This is a genomic window from Treponema primitia ZAS-1, assembly GCF_000297095.1.
GTDB classification, from domain to species: Bacteria; Spirochaetota; Spirochaetia; order Treponematales; family Breznakiellaceae; genus Termitinema; species Termitinema primitia_A.
Window position 1 is genome coordinate 211324 of the sequence record NZ_AEEA01000058.1, and the last position, 13038, is coordinate 224361.

A 13038-nucleotide genomic window follows, 5' to 3' on the forward strand; every position below is an offset into this window, starting at 1 on the left:
AAACAGAGACAGCTATGGCTTATTTATTGGATACCGCCTCCAGTTCTGCGGCTAGGCGCTCCCTCATGCGCTGGGGATTACCCTACAGCATCTGCATTACTTCCAGCAAACTCTGATAACTATCAACATCATGATACTTCACTCCGGTGGTTGAGATCTCGTTGAATAGCTTTCGTGCACAGAATATTTTTGCCTGTTCAATTGGGCGTAAATTAAGGCTATCCATGGTGCCTTTCGTTTCGGCAATAAAAAAAATATGCTTTACGGAATTGCGCTTGAAGGCGATTGCCCAATCAGGGGAATAATTGCCTACGGGTGTGGGTATGTAAAATCCTTTTGGGCCTCGGGGTAGCTTTGCATAAACAACGACCTCATTGGCGGTATCCAGGCTCTCTGCAAATTTGCGTTCCGTGCTTTGCTCGGCAGTCCCGTCGGTAAATACAAAATCCTGAATAGAATGTTTTGCGGAAAATGCTTTTGCATATTCCTGAGAAGATTTGCTAATATTAAAAATATCCTGGGTATAGGGCTGTTCCGCGCTTGGTTGATACGATATATGTTCCACAACAACTGCTGCTTTTTGTTTGTTTATTTCTTCTGTAACTTTTTGGATAAACTCCTCGGGGTTCGCTCTGAACAAGTATAATTTATCCGGAGACAGTTTTTTAAGAATAGCGGCAACACTATGGCGAGTGAGTGTCGTACCCTCAGCTATTTTTCCGATAAGATCATAACTCACGGAACTGACTTGGGCACTTTTTAGTTTGCTTGTCCTTGTTCCGGTGATCGCAATATCAACACCCCCGGTCTGCTCGCCTGTGGTTGTCGTGTACATAAGTTCCGTAACATAAAGGTATGCATTAAGCGCGGCAACAGATTTTGCGATAAGCTCCGGGGTATCAAAATCAACCGTATAGGCGTAGCGGAGGTTGATTGCCCGCCATAAATCCTGAAACTCCTGCTTGTAAAAATTGTTGTTAAGCGGATTTTCTTTGACCAGGGTTTCACCGCATACATCAATATCCTGCCTGTCGCCGGATTGGTTGACGCATAATCGCAGACCCCGCCCTACTTCCTGGCGTTTTGCGGCTGCATTATCGGAATGTTTTAGCGTACAAATTTGAAATACATTTGGGTTGTCCCAGCCTTCGCGTAATGCAGAATGGGAAAAAATAAACCGTGTGGGCTCATCAAAGGACAGTAAGCGCTCTTTATTTTTTAGGATGAGATCATAGGCAGAAATATCATCAGAAAATTCACTGCCTCGTTTAGCAGCGCTGTCTACGCAGTGTCCTTGCTTATCAATGGAAAAATATCCATTATGGGTATCTGACTTTGTAATCCCCCGCAAATAATCCTGATATTCCGGGGGGAATAATCCCAAATGATCATTGAGGCACGAGAGATATTCTTCTTCAAAGATTTTACCATACTCGCCGAGAATTTCCTTTCCGTCATCATCATACTGGCGGTATTTTGCAACTTCGTCGATAAAAAACAGGGATAAGCATTTAATTCCGCTTTGGAAAAGCTGCTCTTCTTTCTCAAAATGAGAAAGAATCGTTTCGCGTATTTGAATGCGGCGGATGTCGTTTTCATTAACGTTGCCTGAGGCTTCGCCTACCGCAAGGGTGTCGCCGCTTGAGAAAGTTACTATACCACGAAGGGGGTCAATTTCAACGAGGGACAAGCCCTTGTACTGTTCCAGGTTTTTTGATTCCACATAAAGACTGTCACCGGCGTTCAGCAGATGGGTTTCGCGCTTGATACCGCCGCTATGCTTGACTTCAAATTCTAAACGTGCGCGTGGCGGCTTTTTGCTGTCTACAACAATCTCGCCAAGATACAGATATTTGTCTGTGCCGCGTAGATTCTTAATATCAAAGCCTTTAACCTGAATCTTTTTCACAAGCCGCTTTTGAAAGGCGTCGAGCGCGTCAAGGACATATATAAGATTATGGGAAGTTTTGTGGGTCGCCGAATAGTTCAGTGAGAACAGAGGATTGAAATTGCTTTTTAATGCATTTTGTGTAGCGGCTCCACCCATTTTCTGCGGTTCATCGAGAATAATTATCGGGCGATTGGCCTTAATAACATCAATGGGCTTACGAGAACCGAACTCATCGCGCTTGGAATAGATAATACGGCTTTCTTTATTATTTGCGCCCTCCTTTAATGATGAGGCAAAGGCCTGAATATTGATTATCATCACGTTGATTCCGGAATTTTGTGAAAATTCATCAAGCTGATGGAGGTTTGAAGAATTATAAATAAAAAACCTGGCTTTTTTGCTGTACAATTCCATGAAATGTTCCTGAGTGATTTCAAAGGACTTGTTCACCCCCTCCCGTATAGCGATACTTGGCACCACGACGATAAACTTACTCCAGCCATACCGCTCGTTCAGTTCAAACATGGTCTTGATGTAGACATACGTTTTTCCTGTACCGGTTTCCATCTCCACATCAAGGGACACTGCGCCGAGTTCTTTAACGAGTGAGGGTGACAGCTTAATATTGCTTTCAGTCTGTATTTTACGAATATTCTGCAAAAGCTGGGAGTCGTTTAGTTCTATTACTGCATTACGATAGCCCGTTTCGGCTTCATCATCTGTTTCGTAAGAGAGCGCTCCTTGAAGCTGCTGTTCCTTTACACCGAGATCGCGACGATAACTAATGCGGTCTTGTTTATGCTGACCTGAGAATACTCTCACAACGCTATCTACTGCTTCTGTTTGGAAGGGCTGTATCTTAAAATTAAATTTCATTTTTTATCTCCCAATATATAATCGCTTTCCATGCCGCCAGCTAAATTTTTTACTGCAATAATAGTCATCTCCCAGGTAACATCTGCTGCATAAAGATATTTTTTCCGGTATTTCTGCCAAAGGCTAATCATAACAGAGCTTTCTGTTATCATTTTAATAACTTCGTTGATTTCTGACATTTGTTTTTTTGTGCCGCGTGTTTCCACTGTCTTGTTGAGGGCTGTCCTAAATATCGCCTTGTTAAATGTGCGTGTGGTAGTCAAGATATAAACATCGTAAAAATCTCTCATGCGGGTATTGGTAATGCCACGCGTGATTATGGTTTCAAATTTTTCAGCCAAAATCGATTCCAAGTTGTAGGTCATGATATTGATTGTCCGGTCTTCGAACATCAGCTTGTATTGGTATTCAATTTCCTTTGGCGTGATGTAATCCCCGGTGGTAATATCAACTTTCAACGTTTGGCGTGTTTTATCAAATATTGCTTTAATGGAAACGCGGTATCCGGGATAGTCGGCTCCTTCCCGAATTTCTTCGATGCCGAGCACAGTAAATTCAACCCCATCGTTTATGGGTATACGGAGTATAGTTTCAACAATGGTGTTTATCTCAGTTATGGTCAGTGTCTGCCCTTTTATGGTGGCATCCATATCTATCGTGGTTCTCGTATCTATACCAACAAGGGCGGCAATGAGCATTCCGCCTTTTAGAATGAAATTTTGCTTGTAATCGGAAATGGCTATGCGTTCCAGGAACCGCTCAAGCATAAAGTTTCGCAAAAGAACTTCTGCTTCAATGTTCGAATCCCTGGAGAGGTTGCGTACAAGCGCTTTTAACTGTGTGGATGTTTTCATAGGAGAACCTCCAAATAGTTTTGAAGCGGTTTTGCAACCTGGAATGTTTCGGCCATTCGCATCAGTGTGTTTAGATTCTTGTCTTTCCGCAATGAGTAGCGTTTGACTGCATTGGTCACCACGGCTATATCCATCTGATTGCGGCTTCGCAAGCAATCACAGATTGTCCGCTCCATGCTGTAGGTGGCAACGGTATGCCCAAACATGGTGGTGAGTTCCATTTTTCCAAGTCCGTGCAATTCCCGTTTTATAGTGAAAACGGTAAATCCGTCATTCCGCAGTCTTGCGGCGTTATAACCGGTCGGCACTGTTACCGAATAGTTCAGAGGGTCCCGGTCAGTTAAATCGTGCAAAAACAATGCAGTCTCGTGAGAGTAAATGATCTTTGACCGCTGTAATTGAGCAATATACATTTTATCAATGAATTCATTCGGTAAGACATAAACGCCGAATGATACTCGCTCCAGAATGCCTGACTTTATAAGCAGCCGCAATCGCTCGTTCGAGATACCAACGGCGTTAGCCTGGGCAGTGGTAACCGTGCCGCCGTTTTGTACCAAGATTGATTGTAGTTCATCGGGCATTGTCAAACCATTCTCCTCCACCTTGATTTTACTGCTCATATTATATGTAAAACTTGCATAAATATCAAGTTTATCACTTTATCTCCCAGTGGCCGGTTTTATCTGAGCCAACACGGACTATGAGGCCTTCTGTTTTCAGTTTTTGGACAAGCCGTTTTATCGTGGCATTGGATTTGCCGAGTTTGTCGGCATATTGCTGGTAGGTATAGGTCGGATTCATTTTAATACAGGTCAAAAGCGCTTTTGCAGGGTCATTTACAGGGTCATTTACAGGGTCATCCAATTGACGTTTTGCCTGAATGCCAATTATGTCTAAAATGGCCGAAAGGGTAAATTCGATGAAAACGGCGGAATCGTTGGCTTCCCTTGCATCCTCAATTGCCTGATAATACTGCGGTCTGTTTTGATATAAGACAGATTCCATGGGTATCCATGCAAAAATCGTGTTCCATTTGGCAAGCAAAAGCGTTTGCCATAAGCGCCCCATACGCCCGTTACCGTCAGCAAAGGGATGAATGGTTTCGATTTCATAATGCAGGATTGCACTCTTGAGTACGGGATGCAATTCTGACTCTTTAGCCCATCCAAATAATTCTTCCATCAACTGAGGGACAAATTGCGGACGCGCGCCAATATGCACCGGCTTGTTCCCATCAAAAACACCAACATCACCGCTGCGGAATCTACCTGACTCTTTGACAAGTCCCTGGGTCATCAGATCATGGGCTTTCAGGAAGTCACTGATGACATAGGGATCGAAGGTCATAATCTTATCGTAGGCCTCGTATGCGTTTTTTACTTCTTTGATTTCTTCCTGTTTTCCTGCGACTACTTTTCCTTCGATCACGGCGCTTACTTCGCCCAGTGAAAGGGAATTGCCCTCGATGGCAAGGGAAGAATGGATGGTGCGCACACGGTTCTCTCTGTGTAGTTTTATATCCCGTTTGAATCCTGTCCCGAACTCAAGACGCGTTACGGTTTCCACTATTTTAGCCAAATAATCAGCGGCCTTTTCCGTGATTGTATACGGAGGTTTCTCAATCATTACAATACCTTGCGGATAGTCGTTGGGCTGTAGGTTTTAAAAATCTGCTCAAAATTGACCAGTGTTGAGTCATTTTTAAAACTGCTGTCGCGGAATACCGCATAGTATGGTTTTGCATGGGCAATTTCCATCACAAGGGCTTCATCCACGGGCTCAAAACATGCAACAAGATAATTATCATTGACATAGAATACCGTGCCCCGTTTCTCTATTTTGGCAGAAAGCGGAACGCCCAAGTCGAGCATTACCTGAAACAGCAGGTCCTCCGGGGTGCGGTCGCTTTTGATATTGTCAACGAAACCATCAAGGTCACGCTGAACGATTTCCTGCGGTGTGTAGTATATATCTTTCATATTGGTACTGTCGAGTTTTAGGACACGGAAACCGATGTCTAAGTCGGTCGTTGTCAGAGGGCTATCAGATTTGATTTTTGCCCCAGCACGGCGAATGCGCTCCTTGCCTATTTCGCAGATGTTTTTGTAACCAGCTTTTGCTGCTTCGCTGTCGGGGGCGCAGACTTCGGGGAGTTGTACCATGATGAACTTTCGTTTACCGTCATCTTCTGCGTTGAGTTGCATTACGGCGTGGGCGGTTGTGGCGGAGCCGGAGAAGAAGTCGAGGATTACGTCGCCTTCGCCCGTTACTAATTGCAACATACACTTCACTAATTCAACAGGTTTTGGTGTATCAAATATTTGTTTTCCGTCAAATAACTGTTTAATCATTGCCGCTGCACGACGCGTTGTGCTGAACTTATCACCGTCCCAAAGATTTTCAGGTGTGCGTCCATTTTGCTCGCAAAGGTATATTTTCCTTATTATTCCAGAAAAATCATTTTTGAAAACTATTTCACCTGATGCCAGCTTTTCTTTTAATGTATCTTCAGACCATCTCCAACCAATTTCAGGTGCTTTTATAATATTACCATTAGGTGCAATAATATCAAAACATAAAGTCCTTCTATAATTTGGGCTACGAACATCACCAGAACGCCATAGTCCCTTAGGGTCATCATCTGGATTTGAATAGTTTTTATTATCTTCCTCCGTTCTTTCAAAAAAGAAATTGCTGAGATTGGCAATGTTCTTTGCATATACAACATTGTAGTTATATTGGCGCGAAAAATGTCGTTCGTCATTTTTACTCTGTTGAGTGTGTTTCCAAACAATATTTGCTACAAAATTTTCTGCCCCAAACACTTCATTACAAATCTTCTTCAAATTTTCAACTTCATTATCATCAATACTAATAAATATTACACCATCATCCGTTAATAAGTCACGAGCAAGACGCAATCGCGGATAAATCATATTCAGCCAATCGGTGTGGAAGCGCCCATTGCTGTCGAGATTTCTCACCATGCGGTTTCCGTCATCATCGTATTGTCCGTCTTGGATCAAAAAATCGTTTGCTTCCCCGGCAAAATCGTCCTCATATACAAAATCATTACCCGTATTGTATGGCGGGTCGATATATATCATTTTCACACGATTGAGGTAAGTTTCCTGCAACAGTTTTAGCACATCAAGGTTATCGCCTTCAATGTAAATGTTTTCGGTTATGTCAAAATTTACGCTTTCTTCGCAGCAGGGGCGCAAAGTTGCGGCAATAGGAGCGTTGGCAAGCAGGACAGACTTCCTTTTATCGGGCCAGGTAAACTGATAGCGTTCTTCTTTGCCCTCTACAACATGGGTATTTATTTCTTGCCGCAATACATCCGCATCAATGGCGCGAATAACCGCGCCGTTTTCATCCACAGTTTCCGTGACGGCATTGGGGAATAAAGCCGCAAGGGCGGCGAAGTTGCGGTCAGTACGGTCTGGAGTTTGTAGTTTTAGGCGCTCGGATTTAGTCATTTTTTTGGGCTCCTTTTATTGTCCCGGTTAATGTCTTTCATTACAGCGTTTTCCTTTTACAGGTTTGTGGTTTTTAAGCATTGTCTGTCCATGTTATCTTTCACATTTTACCAACCAATTCTGCTAAATCAAGTTGTGCATTAGCAAACTGCTGTGTCCAGAATCCATGAAAGATTCCATTCTTGTAATCCTTATCTTTTTTGCGGATATCAAGAATATTTGTCTTTGCCGTAGTGGATACGGATTCTATTGCTTTTATTCTTGAACCCGCAGTTATCCTGACTAATAGATTTTTAGGTATCTGATGAATTTTTAGTCGTGCATTTTCAGGGGACACGGAATGAGTAAAACCTGTGTCTTGTTCTTTTATACAAAACAAATCCTTTAAGTGCGACGTATCTAATACTAAAAATCCGTTTTGATATGCCATTTCACCAACCGGCATCTGACAGTCTTCAACAAGTACCAAAATTCCTGTTTTTTTTAATAGGCTTGATATTTCACCATCTTTCTGAAACAACTTTAGCCAATCTTTTGGATCAACTTCATGCAATACGTTACACATGATAACGATGTCAAAACTTTCTTTATCAAACTCAGAAAACAAAGCATCAAAATCATTATAATACTTTTTATCAGATGTTCCGAATACTCGTTTTATTGATTCTTCACATAGTGCTTTATCTCTATCGTATTTATCATATGCAATATAATCAAGGTTTTTAATTATTTTATTTTGGTTCTCAACATCCAAATCCGAGATGTTGGAAATTAGTCTTCCTTTACCCGCTCCATAATCCAATACCCTTATTTTTCCGGTTGTAGTAAGCGATAACAACTCGTTTTTTATCTGCCGAGACTGCGGGTCGTTAAAACTTGTCATAGTCGCCAGAGGCTCTAAAAGACTTTCAAAGGCATATTTACTTGTTGCAAATTGCGCAGGTAAACTTATAAAATCTTGGAGTTTTGCGATTTCTTCTTCATTTCCCAACAAACTTCTAAGAACAGTTTCCGGCGTTTTCCCTGCATAAGTTATTTCTTTTCCCGATTCTATATACCATAAGTCAGACGTGCCAAAATGTGCAAGCAATGGCACCGAATGTGTTGCAATCCAGATTTGTCCATTTGAAACACACTTTTGTATTTTTTCAATGGTTTCAATAATAACAGATGGATGTAAATGATTTTCAGGTTCATCAAGAACTAATATTAATTCATTGAGCGCAACTTCTTGACTATAAATGGCAATGCAGAGTTGCAACAGTATTTTTTGCCCATCTGATAATTTAGATTGCCCTAATGGAAATCCAAAAAGGGTTGCCTCACCATTAATTGTTCTGCTAATATCTGTTCCCAAAAATACAAATATTGTTTCTTTAAGTCTGTCATAATCATCGTTAGCTTTTTTCTTTTCTTCCTCTGATGTGTCTGATTCAGGGTGTGATGTATTAAAGCGCACATCTTGAATCACTTGTATTTTTGCAAATGCACCTTGGGGCAAAGTAGATACACCAACAGCAGTAACACTTATTGCATTATTGATCAAATCTGCTTTTGAGAATGTATTGCTATCTGCTATTGCAAGACTTTTAGGTACAAATGGTATATGCATATATATTTCTGCTTCTGTATTCGTTTTTATAAGACACCATTTTTGAATGGCGTTACAGTTTTTTATCGCTATGTTTAATCGTCCAATTTCCTTTTCATGGTTTTCAATGCTTTCTTGTAGTTCTATTTGTTGCGTGTCATTAGTTACTGATTTTATTTGATTTTCAATCAGCGCAATTTGGCTTTGGTAATACTGAATATCCCTCTCATGATTTTTTTGATTAATCAACGATTGTTCAATTGCCGCACGAGTTGGTTTTTGTGAAAACACAGAAAATATTTTGTCCAGTATTCGTGTTTTTCCTGCGCCGTTTTTGCCGGCAATCAGGACAAGACTTTCCAACCGAGACATTTTTATTGCCTCAAGTCCATCTTCTGCTGATTTTGGAATATCAATTTCAGTAATCCGCATCCCTACTCTCCCCCGCAAACGCCTTCCGCAATACTGCGGAAGGCGTGATGTTTATTCTTTCCATCCCTTCTTTCATCCTCTTCACTTCCTCCGCCAGTTCCCATTTGCGCCTCGGCTGCATCTCGCTCCGCGCCTGCTTTTCAATCTGCTCTATACGCCGGGTTAATTTTGTACGCTCCTCATCAGCGGCTATCTGTTCATCAAGTGTCTTACCATCGGAAACCTCAAGCCCTCCGATTTGCACGATAATGTTATCCCATACACTGTCAAGATTCAGCCCTGAAAGCTTAATATCCCATTCCCCAAGCGGCTTCTCCTCTGATTCAAGCACCTTGCCAGCCCGGAATACCGCAAGCTGCGCTTTATCATCATATTCCAGCACAAACAGCATATTCTGCGGTATCAATTTTGAGAGTAAAACCAGGTTCTTATTATCACACACCGAATTTCTTAAGCTTACCAAAACCACATAAAATGCACTGACCGCTTCTCCGGCTGCTATATTCACCGTTGTGGGTGATATTTCGTGGATAATAGCGAGCCGCCTGATTTCAGCATCGAAGCGCTGTCTGTCCTGGGTGTTCGGCTTGAACTTGTCAAAAATTGCTTTCTTTGGCAATTGGCGGTTCATCTCGGTGGTTTTGGGTAATCCTAACATAACGTTACCTCACCACCAGAAAACATATCAGCTCAAAGTCGTCCAGCCCGTTAATTTTATTGGACAGAAAACTTACCTGTTCACCGTTCAAAAAACTATCCAGTTCACTCATGTCTTTTACATCAATGATGGACTTTATCGCATCGCCTAACAGTTCGGAGTATCGCCGCATATCCTTGCCGTCTTTGGTATCTTTATTGAAGGCTTTGCACAAAGTTTCCAGGGGCTTGTCTTTACCTTTACATAGGCAGCGCATTTTGTCGAGCATTTCTTTGGGGGAAAGGTGGTCACAAACAATCCCGCCATCATCGGCGATATACACCATATAGAAGGGGTGGAGGCGGTTTTGATTGCCTATATTTACGCCGCCGTTGATGTTTTTTAAAACGTACACTACCCCTGTCGGCGCGTCCGGTGATGAAGGAACAACGGCATGGAGACCGAAGGGGGTTTTATCCAAATCGCCGTGGTTTTTGATGTATTCAAGCAGGTCAAGGCGGAACTCGTTCAGCCCCAAGTCCATAATGGAGATACCGTCCTGCATTTCTTCAATGTCAACAACTTCTTCCTGTAAACGCTTTAATTGTGCCTTGCGGTATTCGAGATCCCCTTTTTCTTCGGCGTTGATTAAGTCGTCGTCACCGGTGGAGGTCATTACAGAAATTCGCATACGGGTTTCCACACGGCTTTTAAGGCTGAGGTATTCGTCCAAATCCAGGTCGGGCCAGAAGTTCACAAGCTGAATAACCGCATTGTGACTGCCGATACGGTCAATGCGGCCAAAACGCTGAATAATGCGGACAGGATTCCAGTGTATGTCGTAATTTACACAATAGTCGCAGTCCTGTAAGTTCTGGCCTTCGGAGATACAGTCCGTGCCGATAAGCACGTCAATTGCGGTGACGTCCTTCGGCATGAGTAAATGCTTATCCTTTGATAAGGGGGAGAAACAGGTAAGCACATTATTCAGCGTAGCACGAAATTTTGGAATTGTTGTCTTGCCATCAATAGACCCGGTTATCATGGCGGTATCAAGGCCGAATTTGTTCTTAATATAAACGCTTACATTATCATAGAGATAATCCGTTGTATCGGAAAAGGCAGAGAAAATCAGAATTTTTTTGTTGCCGTCGTTTATGGGCTGCTCAATCTTGTCTGAAATTATGCTCAGGAGGGTTTGTAGTTTTGTGTCGTGTTCAGGCGTGATATCTGCGATCATCAACCCAAGTAATTCTAAAATCTCCGCATCCTTAACAATTTCCGTGCGCCAGGTAATATAGTCCATATCGGCAAGGTCAATTTTTTGTTTGCGCTCTCCGTTAAAATAGTCTGTGTTCTGGTCATCCGCATCAAAATCAGAATCAACTTCAATTTCGATTGTTTCAATGATTTTACTTTCGCCATTTTTGTAGTTGTCAATTTCCGCAATGGTGTTTTCAATCAATTTTCTAATACGGCCAAGGGTAAGGCGGAATGCATAAACGGAACTTTCAAGGCGTTTGAGCAGGTTGATACTCATCAGGCGGCGGATACCCTGTTCGCGTCCGGCACGGTTAATATTGATATCGGCGTTAACATATTTGCTGAGTTTGCTTTCAAGTATAAAACCGGTGGGAACATAGACGGAGAGCTTAAGTTTCATCAATTCCGCATAAATCTGGTTGTAATTGATTGCGCTGGGCAGGTCGGTCAAATTAGGACGCAGGGATATGGGCTTAAGCCTTTCAGGGAAGCGGCCGATTTCGGCCATGTCGTAATACTTTTCGATATGCTTCCGGGAACGGGCTATGGTTACGCTGTCAAGTACCTCAAAGAAGTCAAAATCAAGCATACGCAGGAGTGTGGTCGTCGTCCTTTGTCCGGGATCCATTTTGCTCCATTGATTGAACATGGCCTGGGCATGACGGAAAATATCGTCAATTGGTTTTGAGGTGGCGAGTTTTTCATTAATCAGGGCTGGATTGCCTTCATAAGCCAGCTGTAGTTGATTGCGTAAATCGGTAAAGCGGTTATTTACCGGGGTTGCCGACAGCATGAGTACCTTGGTCTTGATACCGGCGCGAATTACCTGTTTCAATAAATGGTTGTAGCGATTATCTTTTTCGTCTTCGCCGTAGACTTCACCGCCGTTTCTAAAGTTGTGGGATTCATCAATTACCACAAGGTCGTAATTGCCCCAATTCAGCCTGTCCAAATCCAGGCCATTTGATTTCCCGTGGGTACGGGAAAGGTCGGTATGGTACAGCACATCATAGCGCAGACGGTCTGCGGCGATAGGGTTATTTACATAGTTGTCTTTAAAGGTATTCCAGTTATCCGCAAGCTTTTTGGGACAAAGCACCAGGACGGAACGATTGCGGTTTTCATAGTATTTAATAACCGCGAGAGCGGAAAAGGTTTTGCCAAGTCCAACGCTATCCGCAAGGATACAGCCATTGTATTTTTCGAGTTTGCTGATTATGGCAAGAGCAGCGTCTTTTTGGAAGCTATACAGCATATTCCATATTTTGCTATTTTTAAAACCCGTCGCTTCGTTTGGCAATATGTCTTCGGAGACATCTTCGAGGAACTCATTAAAAATATTATAGAGGGTAAAAAAATACAAAAAGTCTGCGGAGTTTTCGTTATACGCAGCGGTGATGCTGTCGATTACTTCTTCGGTTACATCCTGCATTTTTGATTTGTCATTCCATATCTGATCAAAAAGGCTGATAAACTGGGTGCTTGCAGGCGCATCCAGGCGGGTTACCATATTATAGGCGTTATTACCGCGCTCACAGCCAATGTCTACGGTTGTAAAACCGGAGAGCGGCATATAGGTCAACGCTGCGGAATCTGAGGCGATATTCAAAAAACCGCCCATATTCTCGTTCGTGGTATTGGACATAAAAGTAACTTTTTGGCGAATCCAATCGGCACATTCACGGGCAATAGCTTTTTGGGATAATTCATTGCGGAGCTTTACTTCAAATTCAGTGCCGTAGAGGCTGCGCTCGCGGTTAAGACGGGGTATATAAAACTCCCGCTTCGTTTTTGCTGCCTTTTCGGTCACAAAGGCGGGGGAGGTGAAAATAAAGCGCATTTCATCAACAGCATCAAGCTGTTTCTTCAGGACTTGGTAGGCATAGATAGAGAAACAGGCGGCGGCTATCGAAAGACGGCTGCCTTTTTCGATTGTAACGGCTAAGTCATCTTTGACAGCCTTATTGATATTATCGAAAACCTGCATATCAGATTATACCGCTTAGCCA

The 13038-nt window shown here is 42.6% G+C and carries 8 protein-coding genes; all 8 read right to left on the minus strand.

Translation table 11 applies throughout. The features are described 5' to 3' along the window. Positions 1-82 precede the first annotated feature (82 nt). The 8 genes from TPRIMZ1_RS0111775 to TPRIMZ1_RS0111810 all read right to left on the minus strand — a co-directional run bounded on the left by TPRIMZ1_RS0111775 (position 83) and on the right by TPRIMZ1_RS0111810 (position 13016). Complete coding sequence (locus tag TPRIMZ1_RS0111775; protein WP_010259693.1) at positions 83-2767, minus strand: DEAD/DEAH box helicase family protein; 2685 nt, start codon at positions 2765-2767, stop codon at positions 83-85. Then, positions 2764-3621 carry a nucleotidyl transferase AbiEii/AbiGii toxin family protein gene (locus TPRIMZ1_RS0111780; protein ID WP_010259694.1) on the minus strand — a complete coding sequence of 286 codons (858 nt, stop codon included), beginning with the start codon at positions 3619-3621 and terminating at the stop codon, positions 2764-2766. The genes TPRIMZ1_RS0111775 and TPRIMZ1_RS0111780 overlap by 4 nt, the downstream gene beginning before the upstream one ends. Beyond that, positions 3618-4205, minus strand: a complete 588-nt coding sequence (locus TPRIMZ1_RS0111785; protein WP_010259696.1) for a type IV toxin-antitoxin system AbiEi family antitoxin domain-containing protein — start codon at positions 4203-4205, stop codon at positions 3618-3620. The genes TPRIMZ1_RS0111780 and TPRIMZ1_RS0111785 overlap by 4 nt, the downstream gene beginning before the upstream one ends. Before the next feature lie 73 nt (positions 4206-4278). Next, entirely contained in the window at positions 4279-5250 is a 972-nt protein-coding gene (locus TPRIMZ1_RS0111790; protein WP_010259698.1) for a Fic family protein, read from the minus strand. Further along, positions 5250-7106, minus strand: a complete 1857-nt coding sequence (locus TPRIMZ1_RS0111795) for a site-specific DNA-methyltransferase (RefSeq protein ID WP_010259700.1) — start codon at positions 7104-7106, stop codon at positions 5250-5252. Before TPRIMZ1_RS0111795 ends, TPRIMZ1_RS0111790 begins: the two co-directional genes overlap by 1 nt. A gap of 100 nt (positions 7107-7206) precedes the next feature. Further along, complete coding sequence (locus tag TPRIMZ1_RS0111800) at positions 7207-9129, minus strand: AAA family ATPase (RefSeq protein WP_010259703.1); 1923 nt, start codon at positions 9127-9129, stop codon at positions 7207-7209. After that, entirely contained in the window at positions 9116-9787 is a 672-nt protein-coding gene (locus TPRIMZ1_RS0111805; RefSeq protein ID WP_010259705.1) for a DUF4391 domain-containing protein, read from the minus strand. Before TPRIMZ1_RS0111805 ends, TPRIMZ1_RS0111800 begins: the two co-directional genes overlap by 14 nt. 4 nt (positions 9788-9791) lie before the next feature. After that, positions 9792-13016: a helicase-related protein gene (locus tag TPRIMZ1_RS0111810; protein ID WP_010259707.1), complete on the minus strand. Its 3225-nt coding sequence runs from the start codon at positions 13014-13016 to the stop codon at positions 9792-9794. Positions 13017-13038 lie beyond the last annotated feature (22 nt).